The organism is Novosphingobium sp. fls2-241-R2A-195 (genome assembly GCF_030209485.1).
Lineage (GTDB): Bacteria > Pseudomonadota > Alphaproteobacteria > Sphingomonadales > Sphingomonadaceae > Novosphingobium > Novosphingobium resinovorum.
In genome coordinates this window covers 79621-95858 of sequence record NZ_JARVRY010000026.1, presented here as the reverse complement: position 1 = coordinate 95858, position 16238 = coordinate 79621, and the positions used below count along the sequence as shown (strand labels likewise).

The 16238-nt window shown below is 66.8% G+C and carries 15 protein-coding genes; 7 read left to right on the top strand and 8 right to left on the bottom strand.

The features are described from left to right. Nucleotides 1-105 precede the first annotated feature (105 nt). Entirely contained in the window at nucleotides 106-1362 is a 1257-nt protein-coding gene (locus QRN25_RS19650; RefSeq protein WP_285020965.1) for an MFS transporter, read from the bottom strand. 91 nt (nucleotides 1363-1453) lie between these two features. Between QRN25_RS19650 and QRN25_RS19645 the strand changes: the two genes are divergently transcribed. From QRN25_RS19645 to QRN25_RS19630, 4 genes are read left to right on the top strand one after another with little or no spacing between them, the layout of a single operon-like run. Then, on the top strand, nucleotides 1454-3118 hold the full coding sequence (locus tag QRN25_RS19645; protein ID WP_285020935.1) for an alpha/beta fold hydrolase: 1665 nt from the start codon (nucleotides 1454-1456) through the stop codon (nucleotides 3116-3118). Beyond that, complete coding sequence (locus QRN25_RS19640) at nucleotides 3115-4443, top strand: MFS transporter (RefSeq protein ID WP_285020934.1); 1329 nt, start codon at nucleotides 3115-3117, stop codon at nucleotides 4441-4443. The genes QRN25_RS19645 and QRN25_RS19640 overlap by 4 nt, the downstream gene beginning before the upstream one ends. 1 nt (nucleotide 4444) lies before the next feature. After that, nucleotides 4445-6037 carry an FAD-binding oxidoreductase gene (locus QRN25_RS19635; protein ID WP_285020933.1) on the top strand — a complete coding sequence of 531 codons (1593 nt, stop codon included), beginning with the start codon at nucleotides 4445-4447 and terminating at the stop codon, nucleotides 6035-6037. Between the two features lie 7 nt (nucleotides 6038-6044). Further along, on the top strand, nucleotides 6045-6866 hold the full coding sequence (locus tag QRN25_RS19630; RefSeq protein ID WP_285020932.1) for a cupin domain-containing protein: 822 nt from the start codon (nucleotides 6045-6047) through the stop codon (nucleotides 6864-6866). A 126-nt stretch (nucleotides 6867-6992) separates the two neighbouring features. Here the strand turns inward: QRN25_RS19630 and QRN25_RS19625 are convergent, their stop codons facing one another. The 7 genes from QRN25_RS19625 to QRN25_RS19595 form a co-directional block, all read right to left on the bottom strand. After that, nucleotides 6993-7721 (bottom strand): DUF3108 domain-containing protein, encoded by a 729-nt coding sequence (locus tag QRN25_RS19625; RefSeq protein ID WP_285020931.1) that lies wholly within the window; start codon nucleotides 7719-7721, stop codon nucleotides 6993-6995. A 25-nt stretch (nucleotides 7722-7746) separates the two neighbouring features. Beyond that, nucleotides 7747-8406 carry a hypothetical protein gene (locus tag QRN25_RS19620; RefSeq protein ID WP_211150956.1) on the bottom strand — a complete coding sequence of 220 codons (660 nt, stop codon included), beginning with the start codon at nucleotides 8404-8406 and terminating at the stop codon, nucleotides 7747-7749. 16 nt (nucleotides 8407-8422) lie between these two features. Beyond that, on the bottom strand, nucleotides 8423-9262 hold the full coding sequence (locus tag QRN25_RS19615; RefSeq protein WP_285020930.1) for an alpha/beta fold hydrolase: 840 nt from the start codon (nucleotides 9260-9262) through the stop codon (nucleotides 8423-8425). A gap of 24 nt (nucleotides 9263-9286) precedes the next feature. After that, entirely contained in the window at nucleotides 9287-10183 is an 897-nt protein-coding gene (locus tag QRN25_RS19610; protein ID WP_285020928.1) for a VOC family protein, read from the bottom strand. A 91-nt stretch (nucleotides 10184-10274) separates the two neighbouring features. After that, nucleotides 10275-10889, bottom strand: a complete 615-nt coding sequence (leuD, locus tag QRN25_RS19605; RefSeq protein ID WP_285020927.1) for a 3-isopropylmalate dehydratase small subunit — start codon at nucleotides 10887-10889, stop codon at nucleotides 10275-10277. Continuing rightward, a complete protein-coding gene (locus QRN25_RS19600) occupies nucleotides 10886-12286 on the bottom strand; it encodes a 3-isopropylmalate dehydratase large subunit (RefSeq protein WP_285020925.1) in 1401 nt (466 codons plus the stop codon). Before QRN25_RS19600 ends, leuD begins: the two co-directional genes overlap by 4 nt. Continuing rightward, nucleotides 12283-13527, bottom strand: coding sequence for a CaiB/BaiF CoA transferase family protein (locus tag QRN25_RS19595; RefSeq protein WP_285020923.1), 1245 nt, complete (start codon nucleotides 13525-13527; stop codon nucleotides 12283-12285). Before QRN25_RS19595 ends, QRN25_RS19600 begins: the two co-directional genes overlap by 4 nt. A 165-nt stretch (nucleotides 13528-13692) precedes the next feature. Here QRN25_RS19595 and QRN25_RS19590 point away from each other — a divergent pair, with 165 nt between their 5' ends. Genes QRN25_RS19590 through QRN25_RS19580 form a run of 3 tightly spaced genes read left to right on the top strand, consistent with a single transcriptional unit; the run spans nucleotide 13693 to nucleotide 16189 of the window. Continuing rightward, on the top strand, nucleotides 13693-14376 hold the full coding sequence (locus tag QRN25_RS19590; protein WP_285020921.1) for an isochorismatase family protein: 684 nt from the start codon (nucleotides 13693-13695) through the stop codon (nucleotides 14374-14376). After that, on the top strand, nucleotides 14376-15272 hold the full coding sequence (locus tag QRN25_RS19585) for a polysaccharide deacetylase family protein (protein ID WP_285020919.1): 897 nt from the start codon (nucleotides 14376-14378) through the stop codon (nucleotides 15270-15272). The genes QRN25_RS19590 and QRN25_RS19585 overlap by 1 nt, the downstream gene beginning before the upstream one ends. Then, nucleotides 15269-16189 (top strand): polysaccharide deacetylase family protein, encoded by a 921-nt coding sequence (locus tag QRN25_RS19580; protein ID WP_285020918.1) that lies wholly within the window; start codon nucleotides 15269-15271, stop codon nucleotides 16187-16189. The genes QRN25_RS19585 and QRN25_RS19580 overlap by 4 nt, the downstream gene beginning before the upstream one ends. The last annotated feature ends 49 nt before the right edge of the window (nucleotides 16190-16238 follow it).

Sequence of the window (16238 nt, the reverse complement as noted above, 5' to 3'; positions counted from 1 at the left end):
TATTGATGACATAATAGATTGCACTTTGTGTCAACCCGCCAAATCGATCTCGTGTCGATTTACCTCGGCGCTGGGGCACGGAAGTCACAGGCGCCGATAATATCGTTATTTTTCTGACAGTTTTGGATAAGCGCCCATGGCGAGGAGCAGTACGGCGCCGACAACCAGACAGGCCGAGCCCGACCTCAGGGCAATCGTGTAATCGCCAATCCTGTCGAAGACATATCCAAAGACGACCGGCCCCATACCGCCCGCGAAAGCGATGACGGCATAGAAGCATCCATAGATCGCCCCGTAGTGACGCTGCCCGAAGAAGCGGCTGATCAGGTAGGCGAGCAGGTCGAATTCGAACCCCGCACCGAACCCGAGCGAGATCACGGCCAGCGTCGCGATAAGCGGCGACAGCGCCGAACTCGTCAGCAGCCAGCAGCCCAGCGCCGGGAACGCGAGGATGACGAGGGCGATCAGCGGCGCCCAGAAACGGTCGAGCAGCCAGCCGCCGATCAGTCTCCCGGCGATGACCGAAAGCCCGAAGGCGGCGGTGATCTCGCCGATCTGCGGGAGCGTGAAAGCGCGGGTCTTGAGGATGTTCTCAAGGTTGGGCGTCGGCGCGGTGAGGGCGAAGGCGATGAACAGGAAGGCCCCCGCCATGATCCACAGCCGCCGGTCGCGCGCCGCCTCGGCCAGTGTCAGGCCGGACTGGACGACCTCCTCCGCGGCTTCGAGCGGCTTGTCCGGAGCCGCGTCGCCGCGCGCCATCTCGCGGAAAAGCAGCGCCACCACGGGCACGCCGACGACGATGGGCAAGCAGCCGACCACCACCACGGCCGTGCGCCAGCCATGCGTCTCGATCAGGTGGGCGCAGAGCGGCTTGATGATGAATCCGGTGATGCCGGTGCCGCAACTCGCAAGGCCCAGCGCCATGCCGCGCCACTTGTCGAACCACTGCGTCACCACCCGCGTCCACGTCGCGGACAGGGTGCCGACGCCCAGCACCGCCATGATTACCCATTGCGCATAGTACAAAGTCAGCGACCCGTTGCTGAGTGCGAGGCTCATGAAAGAGAGCCCGAACAGCGGCAGCGAGACGAGCGCCACGGGCCGCGCGCCGAACCGGTCGATGGCGATCCCGGCGAGCGGGCTGGCGATCATGACGACGCCCGACTGCACCGTGATGCTGGCCATCAGCGCCGCGAAACTCCAGCCGAATTCGGCGGAAAGCTGCGGGGCGAGCATGCCGATCGTGTAGAACGGGATTGGGCTCAGCCCCAGCGCCACCCCGACCATCGCGGCGACCACCACCGCCCACCCTCGCGGGTCGTCGGGTCGGGGGGCAGGCCGCGAAAAGTCACTCTGGCGCATCTTCACTCGGTTCGATCTCCGGGCTGGACAACCCGATTTTTATCGATCACGAATAGATATATGTCTATATCAAAATGAGGGTCGCAGCGTCATGTCCTCCCGGCAACCTATCGCCGCCGCCCCATCCTTGAGGATCGCCCGGCGCTACGTCGACGTCCAGGGACGGCGCGTTCATCTGCGCGAGGCAGGGCAAGGCAAGCCTGTCGTCCTGCTGCACGATTCGCCGCGATCCTCGCGCCTGCATCTGGGTACGATGCGGCTGCTGGCGCCGCATTTCCGGGTCTTCGCGCTCGACACGCCGGGCTATGGCAATTCGGAGCCCCTCGGCGTCGATACGCCCACGATCGGCGACTTCGCGGCGGCGCTGGGCGATGCGCTGAAGGTCCTTGGCCTTGCCGATGCGCCGATCTACGCGACCCATACCAGCGCCAAGATCGCGCTGGAATATGCGGCCTCTTCGGGGCGTCCGCCCGCATTGATCCTCGACGGACTGTCGTTCCCGGAAACGCTGGCCCCGGCTGCCTTCGTCGATGCCTACATGCGCCCCTTCACCATCGACGCGCATGGCGCCTACATTGCCGCGGAGTGGACCCGCACGCGCGACATGCTGCGCTGGTTCCCGTGGTTCGCCACGACTGCCGCCAGCCGCATGGCGATGGAAACGCCCTCGCCCGAGTGGATCGAGCAGTACACCATCGACCTGTTCAGCGCCGGGCCGAACTACTCCGGCGCCTATGCCGCCGCGATGCGCTACGATTGCGGCCCGGCCCTCCGGGCGATCACGGTGCCGACCTTGGTGGCCGCGCGCCGCGACGACGTGCTCTACGGCTACCTCGACCGCATTCCGGTGACGGAGAACCCGGCCCTCAGCATCGAACGCCTCGAAAGCGACCGGACGGCATGGGGCGAATGGCTGCTGGCCCGCCTTACTGATGCGTCGGCATCGGATGTGCCTGTCACCGCGCCTTCCTCCACCGGCTATGTCGAGCACGAAGAGAGCCAGATCCATGTCCGGCGCCATGGACCGGAGGGTGGCCGTCCTGTGCTCATCCTTGAAGCATCCTCCACGCTGTCCGCTATGCAGTGGCAGGAAGCGCTTTGCGCCACCCACGATACCGTAGTCCCCGACCTGCCCGGTTTCGGCGAATCCGAGGCGCTGGATGATCCCTCGACGGCCGGCTACCTCGCGGCGCTGACGACGCTTGCCGCCCAACTCGGCGGCAAGGTGGACGTGCTGGCGGTCGGCCCCGCCTCCTACCTCGCGCTCGCCTTTGCCGAGGCGCGGCCGGACATGGTCGGGCAGCTGATCCTCGACGGTGCGCCCGAAAGGCCCGCCGATCCCGCAGCCCTGTGCCCGCCGCTGGCCTTCGACATGGCCGGAGGACACCTCCACCGCGCCTGGCACATGCTGCGCGACGGGCAAGTGCAGTGGCCTTGGCATTCGGGCACGATCGCAGCGCAGCGCAAGACCGAGCCAACCTTGGGCGGCGAGGCGCTACACGGCGCGTTGCTGGGCGTGATCAAGCAGCCCGCGCACTACGGCGACGCCATGAACGCCGCGCTGTCGATTGCCGACACCCCGCCCGTCACCCGATGCCCGATGCTGGTGTTCACGCGCGAGCACGACCCGTTCTACGCCGCCGCACCGCGCCTCGGCCATGCGACGACCGACCGCCCCGATACCATCACCGAAGCCGCCGTAGTGGTCGCCCAGTTCCTCACCCCGGCGACCGCCGAAACGGAGAACGCGGCGTGACGCCAGGAGCGCCGCAGGACGTCTGGCCGGCACGGGGGTACGCCTGGTACGTGATCGCGCTGCTGACGCTGGCCTATGCGCTGGCGATCCTCGACCGCGTCTCCATCGCCCTTCTGATCGAGCCGCTGGAGCGCAGCCTCCACCTCAGCGACACGCAGTTCGGTCTGCTGCAGGGCATGGCCTTCAGCATGGTCTACAGCCTGCTCGGTCTGCCACTGGGCATGCTCTGCGACCGTTCACGCCGCGTGCCGGTGCTGGTCGGGGGCCTCGCGGTGTGGAGCCTCGCGACGATCTGCTGCTCCTTCGCCTCCAACTTCGAGCAACTGTTCCTTGCCCGCATGATGGTCGGCGTAGGGGAGGCGGCGCTGGTGCCGGTCGCGACCTCGCTCATCGCCGACTACTTTGCGCCGACCGAGCGCCCGCGTGCTTACGGCGTGTTCGTGGTGGGCAGTTCGATCGGCACGGCGGCGGCGATGGCGCTCAGCGGGTTGTTCATCCGCTGGGCCGACGCAATCATCGCGGGGCTGCCTTCGCTGTTCGGGTCGCACATGCCCTGGCAGATCGTCTTCATCCTTTGTGGATTGCCCGGTCTCGTCCTCGCCCTCATCATCCTGGCGAGCGTGCGCGAACCTTCGCGCAAGGGCCTCGATACGCAAGTCACCAGCATCAGCCTGCGGCCGATCCTGAGCCTGTTTGCACAGCGCCCGGTAGCCTACGGCTGCTTCCTGATCGGCACGGTGATGAACCTTGTCTGCGTCTATGCCATCGTCGGGTGGTTCCCCGCACTGTTCATCCGCGCGCACGGCTGGGACGCGGCGCATACCGGCTATGCACTGGGCGCCGTGGGCTTTCCGGTAAGCGCCTTTGCAGCCGTGAACAGCGGCTGGGTGATCGCGTGGCTGCTGAAGCGCGGCCACCGCGACGCGCCGGTACTGGCGGCGATGGGCTGCGCGGCCTCGATGGTGCTGTTCGGCACCGCCGCCTGCCTCGTGCCGTCAGGCTGGATGGCGCTGGTGTTCTACGCGCTCAATGCGCTGTTCCTGAACTGGAACATCTCGGGCGTCTATTCGGGCATCTCCGCGATGACGCCCAACCGGCTGCGCGGGCAGGTCATGGCGATCCACACGATCTGCTCGGGCCTGATCGCGCTGACGGCGGGCAACTTCATCGTCGGGTTCCTGTCCGACACCGTCTTCACCGGGCCGGGCGGCATCGCCTGGGCGCTCGGCATCGTCTTCTTCGGATGCGGCACCGCCGCCGCGATCACGCTGGCCGTGGGACGCCCCGCCTTCCGCAAGGCCGTGATCGCGAATGAAAGGGAATAGAATGGCCTCCGCAAGCACGATCGACGACGCGCTGGAGCGTGACCTTTCCGCGATCCTCGGCCCCGAGGGACTGCTGACCGACGAAGCATCGATCGAGTTGCACTCCTCCGACCTGCTCAGACGCGCCGGGCGGTGCTGTCTGGTGATCCGGCCGGACAATCAGGATCAGCTCGTCGAAGCCGTGCGCCGCATCGCGCCGACCGGAATGCCGCTGATGCCGCGCGGCGGCGGCCTCACTTATGTCGGTGGCTACGTCGGGAGCGGGGCCGACTGGGTCGCGGTGGACCTGCGGCGCATGAACCGCATCCTTTCCATCGACGAGGAAGACATGGTCGTCACCGTCGAGCCGGGCGTGACATGGCTGCAGCTATACGAGGCGCTGCAGGAGAAGGGCCTGCGCCTGCCGTTCTTCGGCACGTTCTCCGGCCGGGGCGCGACAGTGGGCGGTGGGCTCTCCAACGGCGCGCTGTTCCTCGGCACCGCGCGCTACGGGACTTCGGCGGACATCGTGCTGGGGCTGGAGGTCGTCACGGCGGACGGCACAGTCGTCCATACCGGGCAGAAGGCAGTGGCGAATGCGCCCAAGCCCTTCCTGCGCAGTTTCGGCCCGGACACCACCGGGCTGTTCATCCACGACGCGGGCGCGCTGGGCATCAAGTGCAAGGCCAGCCTGCGCATGATCCGCAAGCCCGCGCATACCGACTTCCTCTCGTTCGGCTTCCCCGACCGTGACGCCGCCGTCGCCGCGATCTGCGAGATCGGGCGCGCTGAACTGGCCGAGGACGCCTATGTCATGGACCCGGACAAGACGCGGCAAGCACTCGCCGCCCCGTCCGACCTGATCCGCGACGTAAAGACGCTGGGCAAGGTCGTGGCGCAGGAACAGGGCTTGCTGCGCGGCCTCAAAGCGGGCGCCAAGCTGGCGCTGGCAGGGCGCGACTTCATTGAGGAGGGCTGCTTCTCGCTGCACCTCGTCCTTGCCGGTCGCAGCCGCGCGAGCGTGGACGAGGATATGGGCGCCGCTCGCCAGATCGCGGCGAAGCTGGGCGGCAGGGAACTGCCCAACTCCATCCCCAAGGCCGGGCGGGCGGAGATGTTCTCGCCCCTCGACGCGGTGCTGGGGGCGACGGGAGACCGCTGGGTCGCGCTCAACGGCAAGGTGCCGCACAGCCAGGCCAAGGCTCTGGTGGACGATCTGGAGCAGTTGCTGGCAGATAATGCCGATGCGCTGCGCGAGAGCGGCGTGGTCGTCTCACGCCTGATCACGATCATGGGCAACCATGCCTTCAGCTACGAGCCGGTATTCAACTGGCACGACGAATGGCTGCCGATGCACGAGGCGACCCTGAGCGCCAAGGCCCTGCGCGATCTGCCCCGCCCTCCTGCCAACGGAGCGACGCGGGCGCTGGTCATGCGGCTGCGGCAGGAGATCGTCGCGGTGTTCGCGCGCCATGGTGCAGCCTCGAACCAGATCGGGCGGACATATCCTTATGCCTCGATCCTGCGGCCGGAATCGCGGGCGTTGCTGGAAGGGGTGAAACGCACGCTCGACCCGGACATGCGCATGAACCCCGGCGCGCTGGAACTGGGCTGAGACGCTGATGGCCCGGCCGCACATCGAGTTCATCCAGACCCAGAACGTCGACTGGCGCGAGCGGTCGGACGGCGTTCTGGAGAAGCGGCTCAGCCACGATCCGCTGAGCACCGACGCCACCCTGATCGTGCGACTGCCGCCCGGTTTCGTGCCCGGGCCGCGCACGGCAGGGGAGCCCGGCTTCGAATACTTCGTGCTGGACGGCGCCGTGACGGTGGATGAACGGCCCTGCGCGCGACATGCCTACGGCTTCATCCCGCAAGGCAGCGGTCTCGGGGCCATGTCATCGGGGCATGGCGCGACGCTGCTGGTCTTCCGGCACGCGCTCGACGATCCGAATGCTCTCGCGGAATGTGCCGAGGCGATCGCCATCGATACGGCGCGGATGCCTTGGGATACCTCTACCTACGATCCGAAACTCGGGCACCTGCGGCTTGCCCGCAAGGTGCTGCGGCTCGGCCCGAACGACAGTGGGCGCACCTTCCTGCTCACCGGTCTGCCGCACGGCGTGCCGGAGGAATCCCATCTCCCCACCGAGACGCACCACCACTGCGAGGAAGCCTTCATGCTGCAGGGCGAGATGTGGGCGCCCGAAGGCCGCATGCAGCAGGGGGCCTACTTCTTCCGCCCGCCGGGGATCGTCCACGGACCGCACGTCTCGGAAACCGGGTTCCTGCAGATCATGCGCTCGCCGGGCTCGAACCGGGTGGTGAACCAGTGGTCGGACGATCTCAAGCCGCTGCCGATCGGGGCGGCCTATGCGCCCGTGGTGCCGGAGGGAATACCCGCCGAATGGCTGCGCCCGCTGGATGACGCTCCGGTGTATTAAGGCCGATGGGGCTTCGACAAGCTCAGCCTGAGCGGAGTTGAGAGGTTTGATCCCCGCTCAGGCTGAGCTTGTCGAAGCCCCCGGCGGCGTGGCGCGGCGACATCAGCCGCCGCGCCCCACACCCAATCAGCTGCGCTCGAACTCGACCAGTTCGTACCACGTCTGCATGTAGCCGCCGACGCCGCCCTGCACGAAGATCGCGTCGTCGTCCGCCGTCACCCACACGTCGTAGTCGGGGTGGCCGCCGTTGGTCGTGGCCATGCCGCCGTCCGGATCGGTAAACTTGTAGTGGAAGCAGTCGAAGGTGCCCGCCTTCACCGTCACCGTCTCCTCGCCCACGTAAGCGAGGTGGATGTTGACCTCCGAGACCATCGGCGGCGTCGCGCCGCGGTGGTCGGGCGAGGGCAGGAACGTGCGGAACGAACGGGTGTGCGGCCCGCGCGAGCGGTCCATCTTCTTAGTGATATAGGCATCGCCCGCGATCGGGTGGGTGCCGAAGCCGTCGAATTCGCCTTCGATCTTCACCTTCTGCGACAGGCGGCCGATCGAGGGGCCGTAGCTCTCGCACTCGACATAGCCGTCGCGGATCATGAACAGGCCCGAGCCCATGAACGCGTCGCCGATGGTCAGGCGCACGAAGCAGTCCATCGGCATGTCGTTTTCGTCGAGCGAATACGTGATGTCGCGAAGCACGGTGGGTGCCGGCTCGTCGATCTCGCAGATCGCGCGCATGGAGCGCTTGCCATCGCTATGGACGGTGAACACGAAGTCCTCGCGCCCGCGCTCCTGCCCTTCGCGCCCGGGTTTGCGCGAGGTGTAGAGGATCTTGCCGGTGATTCTCCGGTGCTGCTGCATGAGTCTCTCTCCTTGAAGGGGGGCCTTAAACAGGGGTGGCGATGCCGAGGAAGCTGGCGGTCAGGACCAGCACCCAGATGGTGATGACGCTGATCCGCGCGCGGCCGTTGACTTGCGCGATCACGCGGTCGCTTTCGGGCGTCGGACCGTGGTCGCGCATCTGCACGATGGCACCGAAGAGCGGCACCAGCTGGCGCCGAACCAGCAGGCCGAGCGCGACGCAGGTGCCGAGCACGAGGCATTTGAGCGCGATGAACAGCGGCAGTTCGATCTCCTTGGAAAGCGCCAGCATCGCCGTGGCCCAGAGCGCGAAGACGACGACGTAACGGATCGCGAGGTCGATTTTCTTGTAGGTCGCACCAGCCGGGCCGTGCTTGAGATGGACGATCCACGCCAGCGCCAGCCAGGCGAGGCCCACGACCCAGGCCGCGATCACCCATGCGTCGGCGATCTCCACCCAGCCGCGCTGCCAGACCAGCGTGAATCCGGTGGGGAAGGCCATGATCAGTGCGGTGCGCGGCGCCATGTCGATGTTGTTGAGGATTTTGAGCGCCATCATCCGCTCGGCCACGGAGCGCTTGGGATCGACCATGAAAGTCGAACCGTAGAAGGCGCCAAGGTCACCCCCGAGCCAGTAGACCGGAATGAGGACGTGCAGCAGGACAAGAAGCGATGCGCCGATCACGGTGTTGTTCTCTCTCTTATTGGGCGGATGCGAAGAAGGCCTGCATCGCGCTGAGGCGACCGGAGGCGAAGGCGGGATCGTCGAAGCGCGCCAATTCGACGTAGCTGCCGGTGGGCACCACGGCGGACAAGTCGCGGGTCTGGTCGATCAGCGGGTCGTTCTCACCCGCCAGCAACAGCGCAGGGCGCGTCAGTAGGGGCAGGCGGTCGAAGCCGTTCCAGCGGAACGCGGCGCGGTAGTTGAAGTGGTAGGTATCGTGCGCCTTCATCACCTCGGTCGCCCAGGCGTGGAGGTCGGCGGGCGCACCCATGCCGTTGTCGCGGCGACCGGCGCGGGTGCGGTTGTACCACGGGAAGAACATATACTGGTCGCGGCAGAACTGGAACAGGTTGACCAGATAGGCGCCGTTGATGTCCGGCTCGAACGGGAAGGCGTAGTTGGCGAGGATGTCTTCCAGTTCCTCGGCCGTGAAGGTGCTGACCCCGTCGAGCACCACGCCGCGTACACGGTCGGGTGCGAGGATCGCCAGCTCGGTCGCGATGCAGGCGCCGGTATGCGAACCGTAAAGGTCCACCCGCTCCAGCCCCATCGCGTCAAGGAAGCCGAGCATAGCCTCGGCCAGCCGGACTACGGTGGTCTCCTCGCGGGCCAGGGTAGGGCTATCACCATTACCTGGCGTGTCGGGGGCGATGACCCGGCGCGTGGCGCCAAGGTCCTCGATCAGCCGCACCAGCTGGCGCGAGCTGCCCGGCGAGGCGTGGAGCATGACGAGCGGCAGGTCTTCGCTTGCGCCCGCATGGCGGTAGTGGATCTGGCCGTGCGCAACATCGGCGAACCCGCGCTTCACGATCGTCATGGCATTCCCCTCAGGATTTGGGCGTCAGAGGACGCGGCCGCCTTCGATCACCTCCAACAGCGCGCCATCGGGCATACGCAGCAGGCCGACTTTCGCGCCGTTGTACAGCGCCCCTTCGCGGACCTTGGGACGCACGGCCCAGTGGCCTTCGAGACGGGCGAAGTCGGGCACGTTGATGGTGCAGATCGATACGCCCGGCGGCAGCGCGCCTTCCACTTGCGGACGCGGCGTCGCGGCCTGCGGATACTGGTCGAGTTCGAGGAAGGTCTCGCCCTCGTACTTCGCGGTGACCAGCGCCACCTTCTCGCCTTCCGGCAGGTCGAAGGCGAGCGAGATCATCGAATAGTGGATCGAGACCGGGTCGATCATGTCGAAGCCCAGCACGTCGCGTACCCAGTCGATCGAGTCCTGCAGGTCCGAGCAGGCAAGCACGAGGATGAACGGCCGATCAACCAGCGAGCGCGGCTTCGGCAACCCGTGTTCCGCACCATTGACGCGGATTTCGGTGAGGTAGACCGTCTCGAGGTCCGGTCCGCGCACCTGCATCGGCTTGACCGTGGGGAAGCCGTCGAGCGGCTTGGGCGGGCCGATCACCTCGAAGTCGGGCGAGGCCAGCATGCGCTCGTTGACGGCCTCGACGTCGGTGACGCAGATCTCGATCGCGGCCCAGCCGTAAGTGCGGATCGGCGCATAGTCCGGCACCGCGTCACCTTCGACGAAGCGCAGGAACACGTCCGAACCCGAAGCCGGGCGCATCAGCACGTAGGCTTTGCCCGCGCTGGCAGGTGCCTGCCACAGCGCGGCGAGGTCTTCGCTGACGACGCCCTGCTCGACCACCGCGTAGTCGAGCCAGCGTGCATAGCGCTCCGCCACTTCGGCGACGTTGCTGACGGTATGGGTGGCGCAGCGCAGGAGTGTCATGAGCCCTCGATCCTGATAGGCCCCGGAGGGCTCTTTTGCTGATATTGATATAGTATTATATCAATTAGCAAGCGGAAATCGTGGCTGACCGTCAGTCGGCCAGATATATCCACGGGCGCACGGCGGCGTCGCGGGCGAAGAAGCCCTCGATCTCGGCGCGGTGGCGCAGGGTGAGTTCGATTGCGTCAGCGCCCTCGATCAGCATCGTGCGCGCCTCGTCCTCCATGGAGAACGGGAACACCGCAAGGCCCATGCGAACTTCGCATGACGGCATGTCGATCGTGACCGGCGTGCCGTCCGCGAAGCCTGCCGCGATCTGCTCCACCGCCTCGCGCGGGAGGACGATGGGGGCGATGCCGTTGCGGATGCAGTTGCCTTGGAAGATCGGACTGAACGACGGCGCGATGACGACGCGGAAGCCGTACTCGGCCAGCGCCCATACCGCATGCTCGCGGCTGGAGCCGCAGCCGAAGTTGGAGCCGCCGAGCAGGATTTGCGCGCCCTTGCCCTCCGGCTGGTTGAGCACGAAAGCCGGATCGATCTCCCGCCCGCCGATGGCGGTGTAACGCCAGCCCGCAAAGAGCCCGTCGGCAAGGCCGTCCTTCGACACCGAGCGCATCTCGCGCGAGGGGATGATCGCGTCGGTGTCGATGTTGTCGCGCAGCAGCGGCACCGCCCTGGATTCAAGCGTGACGAGCGGGGTCATGCCGCGATCTCCGAAATCAGAGCGATGCGCCCGGCGATGGCCGAGGCCGCCACCGTCTCGGGCGAGGCCAGATGGGTGCGCGTGTTCGGCCCCTGTCGGCTCTCGAAATTGCGGTTGGTGGAACTGATCACGCGCGCTTCCGGGGCAAAGCTCTCGCCGCCCGCGAAGAAGCACATAGAGCAGCCCGCCTCGCGCCATTCGAACCCGGCTTCGAGGAAGACTTCGTGCAGTCCCTCGGCCTCGGCGGCAGCCTTGACCTGGGTGGAGCCCGGCACGCAGATCGCCTTGACGCCCTCGGCGACCTTACGTCCCTTGAGGATCGCGGCGGCGCGGCGCAGGTCGGAAATGCGGCTGTTGGTACACGATCCGATGAACGCCGCGTCGATCGGCAGGCCCGCGACGGGTTGGCCCGGCGTCACCGCCATGTACTCGACCGCGCGCTGCTGGTCTGCCTTGCTCAAGGCATCGGCCGGAACCGGCGCGCCCAGCGGCGCGGCGTGCTGCGGGCTGTTCCCCCATGTCACCATCGGGCGGACTTCGGCGGCATCGAAGCGATGCTCGGTCGCGAAGACCGCACCGTCGTCGCTGTAAAGCGCGCGCCATGCGGCGATCGCCTGCTCGCGAACCTCATCCCTGGGCGCATAAGGCCGGCCTTCGAGCCAGTCGAACGTCTTGTCATCCGGCGCGATCACCGCGCCCGCGCAAGCCATCTCGGTCGCCATGTTGCACAGCGTCATGCGCGCTTCCATGTCCAGCGCACGCACCGCGCTCCCTGCGAACTCGATGATATGCCCCTTCGCCCCGTTCGAGCCGAGCGCGGCAATCAGGTGCAGCGCGAGATCCTTGGCGGTGACGCCCTCCCCCAGCACACCGTCGATGGTCACGCGCATGTCCGGCGGGCGGTTCATGCGCAGCGTCATCGTCGCCAGCACATGCTCCGCCTCCGACGAACCGATGCCCCATGCGAGGCCCCCGAAGGCCCCTTGCGTGCAGGTATGGCTGTCCGGGCAGACAAGGATCGCGCCGGGCAGGATGATCCCTTGCTCGGGCGAGACGACATGGACGATGCCCTGCCGCGGGTCGTCGATGTCGAACAGGGTGATGCCGTGGCGCTTCGCGCTCTCGCGCGTGGAGACGATGAACGCGGTGCCGGTCGGCATCAGCGTCTTGTCGGTGCGACCGGGGAACGTATCGACGATGTGGTCCATCGTCGCGAACACGCGCGAGGGATGCATGACCGTGCGGCCCGCTTCCTCCAGCGATTTCAGCGCGACGCCGCCGGTCCGCTCGTGCAGCAGCAGGCGGTCGATGGCGATCACTTCCGCGCCGCTTTCCAGCGTCATGACGCGGTGCGCGCTCCAGATCTTCTCGGCGAGCGTGAGCGGCCCTTCAGTCATTTCGCCGCGCTATCCGCCGGTTCGCGAAGCCCCTCGATCGCACCCGAGGCGAGCAGCGCTTCGATCTCGTCCGCGCCGAAGCCCCAGCCGCCGAGCACGTCCTCACTGTCTTCACCGGGCGAGCGCAGGTCATGGCGCACGCCGGGGAGCACACCGTCGATCTCGACCGGCAGCGCGGGCAGGCGCACCGAGCGGCCATCGGTCAGCGTCAGGTCCACCAGCGCGCCGTTGGCGTTGAGGTGCGCGTCTTCCAGCAGATCCTGCGGGCGGGCGATCGGCGCGAAGGCGACGCCGCTTTCCTCCAGCTTCGCCAGCAGGTCCTCACGCGTGAAGCCCTTCGCCAGTTCGCGCACTCGCGGCAGCAGGGCTTCGCGGGCGAGCACACGGGCATTGTTCTCCGCCAGCGCCGGGTCTGCGGCGAGATCGTCGAGCCCGAACGTCTTCGTGAAAGCCTGCCACTGGCCGTCGCTGACGACGCCGATGAAGACCTGCTCCTCGGGCCGCGCCGTCTCGAACACGTCGTAGATCGCCCAGGCCGAGATACGCTCCGGCATCGGGCGCGCGGCGTTGCCGGTGACGGCAAGCTGCGCGATGTGCTGGCCGACGAGGAACGCGGTGGTCTCGTAAAGTGAGGAACGCACGACCGCCCCCTTGCCGGTACGGTGGCGCTGCTCCAGCGCGGCGAGGATGCCGATCACGCCGAACATGCCGCCGGTCACGTCGATCACCGAGGCGCCCGCGCGCAAGGGACGGCCGCTGGGGCCGGTCATGTAGGCGAGGCCGCCCATCATCTGCGCCACTTCGTCCAGCGCGGCGCGGTTCTCGTAAGGGCCGGTCAGGAAGCCCTTGGCGGAGTAGTAGATGAGGCCGGGATTGCTTTGCGCAAAGTCGTCCGGACCGAGGCCCAGCTTGGCAAGCGCGCCGGGGCGGAAGTTCTCGATCAGCACGTCGGCCTGGTCGACCAGCCGCTTTGCCGCCGCGACGCCCTCGGGCGACTTGAGGTCGATGGCGATGCTCTGCTTGTTCCGGTTGTACATCGGGAAGTAGCCCGCGCCCGAGCCGAGCAGCTTGCGGGTACGGTCGCCGCCGATGGGCTCGACCTTGACCACAACGGCACCCAGGTCGGCCATAACGACACCTGTGGAGGGTCCCATCACCATGTGGGAGAACTCAACCACCTTGATACCCGAGAGAGGAAGGCCGCCTTCCTGAATCATGTCGCGTTCCGTCTTGACTGTCATTTTGGTATATCTACAGTACAAATCAGCAATCGCAAGGCCCGCTGGGGGCGAGAGCGCGGCAGTGTTCGCGTCGCGAACAATCGGCCCGGCCCTCCTATGGCAGCGACCCGATCGGGCGCACCTCTCCCCCCGTGGGGCCATGTAACCAGGTAATGGAGCACGAGAATGAGTGAGATCGTCGGCACGCGCATGATCCGCGAGGACAAGACCGCGCGCGAACTCTTCGAGCAGGTGATGGCCAACCCCGCCCGCACCAAGTTCGGCTTCGGCGAGAAGCTGGCGATCGTCAACGTCGACTTCCAGAACGCCTATACCCGGATCGACGAGTTCAAGACCGCCTACGAAACCGACCCGCGCCAGATCGAGTACACCAACACGATCTCCGCCCTCGCCCGCTCCAAGGGCATGCCGGTGATCTGGACCCACGTGGCCTATGCCGAGGATGCCAGCGACGCCGGCGTCTGGGGCACCCGCACCAACACGCCGGACTCGCTCCAGAACATCAAGTACGAGAGCCGCCGCCACGCCTTCGACGACCGCTGCGCCATCGACCCGGCAGACATGATCTATACGAAGCGCATGCCTTCGGCCTTTTTCGAGACGCCGCTGCAGAGCCTGCTGATCTGGCACAAGGTCGATACCGTGGTGATCACCGGCGGCTCCACCTCGGGCTGCATCCGCGCGACGGCGGTGGATTCGCTCAGCCGCGGCTACCGCACCATCGTCCCGATCGAGACTTGCGCGGACAAGCACGAGAGCTACCACTTCGCCAACCTGACCGACCTGCAGCTCAAGTACGCCGATGTCGAGCCAGTGCAGACCGTCATCGACTGGCTGGAGGCCCGCTGATGCGCGAGGGCGAAGCCGAACGTACGGGCGATCCGGGCCTCTACGACTACGTCCCCTATCGCGGGCGCAAGCCCTTCGCCTGGCCGGGCCGCAAGAAGGTGGCGGTCTGGGTCTCTCCCAACCTCGAGTTCTATGAACTTGATCCGCCGGCCAACCCGCACCGCAAGTCGTGGGCCAAGCCGCATCCGGACGTCGTCGGCTATTCCCACCGCGACCACGCCAACCGCGTCAGCCACTGGCGCATGGCCGACGTGATGACCAAGCACGGCTTCCCGGGCTCGGTCTCGCTGTCGGTAGCGCTGTGCCAGCACCACCCGCGCGTGGTCGAGGACGCCAACCAGCGCGGCTGGGAGTTCTTCAGCCACGGTATCTACAACACCCGCTATTCCTACGGCATGGACGAGGCGCAGGAGCGCGCGATCATCGAGGACTCGATCCGCACCGTGCGCGACGCCACGGGGCAGACGATCAAGGGCTGGCTCGCCCCCGCCCTCACCCACACGCCGCGCACGCTGGACCTGATCGCCGAGTATGGCCTGACTTATACCTGCGATCTCTACCACGACGACCAGCCGATGCCGGTGAACACCGCGAGCGGTCAGCTGATCTCGATGCCCTACAGCCTCGAGGTCAACGATCACTACGGCTTCTTCGTCTACAACATGAGCCCGCGCGAATACGCCGACACGCTGATCCGCCAGTACGAGCGCCTTGCCGCCGAGCCTTCGGGCACGGTCATGTGCATTCCGCTGCACTCGTACCTGATCGGCCAGCCGCACCGCATCGGCCCCTTCGAGGAAGTGCTGCGCCACATCGCCGCAGACGACCGCGCGTGGATCACCCGCTCGGGCGACATTGCAGATCACTGGATTTCCAATGTGGGAGACGCCGCATGAGCCTCGACCCCGCCTACCTCGAATATCCGCGCCGCCGCGAAGGCTACGACCACGATCTCTACACCTGGTCGCCGATGCGCGAGCGTCCGCCCGTGGCATGGCCCGAGGGCAAGACGCTGGCGGTGTGGCCGGTCGTCAGCCTCGAGTGGTTCCCGATCACGCCGAATGACAAGCCGTTCCGCGCGCCCGGGCACATGCAGACGGCCTACCCGGATTATCGCCACTACACCTCGCGCGAGTACGGTTCGCGCGTCGGCGTCTACCGCCTGCTCGATGCCTTCGCCAAGGCGGGCGTGAAGGCGTCCTTCGCCACCAACGCCGCGATTGCCGAGCGCTACCCCTCGCTGGTGGCGGACGTGGTCACGGCCGGACACGAGATCATCGCGCACTCGACCGACATGAACGGCACCATCGCCTCGGGCCTGCCTGAGGACGAGGAGCGCGCGCTGATCGCGAAGTCGCTCGATGCGCTGGAGAAGGCGACCGGCACCCGCCCGCGCGGCTGGCACTCGATTGCCCGTTCGCAAAGCTTCGCCACTCCGCGCCTGCTCGCCGAGGCGGGCGTCGCCTACTGCTGCGACTGGGTGAACGACGAACTGCCCTACGTCATGACGACCGAGGCAGGCGAACTGGTCAACATTCCGCTCAATCACGAGTTGTCGGATCGCCAGATCATCACGGTGCAGCAGCACTCGGCCGACAGCTACGTAGAGCAGATGCTCGATGCCGCCGACTGGCTGACGGCGGAAGCGGCGCGCGAAGGCGGCGGGCGCATGCTGCCGCTGCAGCTGACGCCCTACATCATGGCCCTGCCCTATCGCATCGGTTCGCTGGAGACACTGCTGGAAACGCTGGCGGCGCGTGCCGACGTGTGGTTCGCGACGGGTGGTGAGATTCTGGGTAGCTGGAAGGCGTAAGCAAAATCCTCCCCGAGCTTGTCTCGGGGAGGGGGACCGCCGCCGCAGG

Coding starts and splice junctions, on each gene's coding strand:
- QRN25_RS19650 (WP_285020965.1), bottom strand. CDS start 1,362: ATGCGCCAGAGTGACTTTTCGCGGCCTGCCCCCCGACCCGACGACCCG.
- QRN25_RS19635 (WP_285020933.1), top strand. CDS start 4,445: ATGGCCTCCGCAAGCACGATCGACGACGCGCTGGAGCGTGACCTTTCC.
- QRN25_RS19625 (WP_285020931.1), bottom strand. CDS start 7,721: ATGCAGCAGCACCGGAGAATCACCGGCAAGATCCTCTACACCTCGCGC.
- QRN25_RS19595 (WP_285020923.1), bottom strand. CDS start 13,527: ATGACAGTCAAGACGGAACGCGACATGATTCAGGAAGGCGGCCTTCCT.
- QRN25_RS19585 (WP_285020919.1), top strand. CDS start 14,376: ATGCGCGAGGGCGAAGCCGAACGTACGGGCGATCCGGGCCTCTACGAC.
- leuD (WP_285020927.1), bottom strand. CDS start 10,889: ATGACCCCGCTCGTCACGCTTGAATCCAGGGCGGTGCCGCTGCTGCGC.
- QRN25_RS19645 (WP_285020935.1), top strand. CDS start 1,454: ATGTCCTCCCGGCAACCTATCGCCGCCGCCCCATCCTTGAGGATCGCC.
- QRN25_RS19600 (WP_285020925.1), bottom strand. CDS start 12,286: ATGACTGAAGGGCCGCTCACGCTCGCCGAGAAGATCTGGAGCGCGCAC.
- QRN25_RS19590 (WP_285020921.1), top strand. CDS start 13,693: ATGAGTGAGATCGTCGGCACGCGCATGATCCGCGAGGACAAGACCGCG.
- QRN25_RS19610 (WP_285020928.1), bottom strand. CDS start 10,183: ATGACACTCCTGCGCTGCGCCACCCATACCGTCAGCAACGTCGCCGAA.
- QRN25_RS19630 (WP_285020932.1), top strand. CDS start 6,045: ATGGCCCGGCCGCACATCGAGTTCATCCAGACCCAGAACGTCGACTGG.
- QRN25_RS19615 (WP_285020930.1), bottom strand. CDS start 9,262: ATGACGATCGTGAAGCGCGGGTTCGCCGATGTTGCGCACGGCCAGATC.
- QRN25_RS19580 (WP_285020918.1), top strand. CDS start 15,269: ATGAGCCTCGACCCCGCCTACCTCGAATATCCGCGCCGCCGCGAAGGC.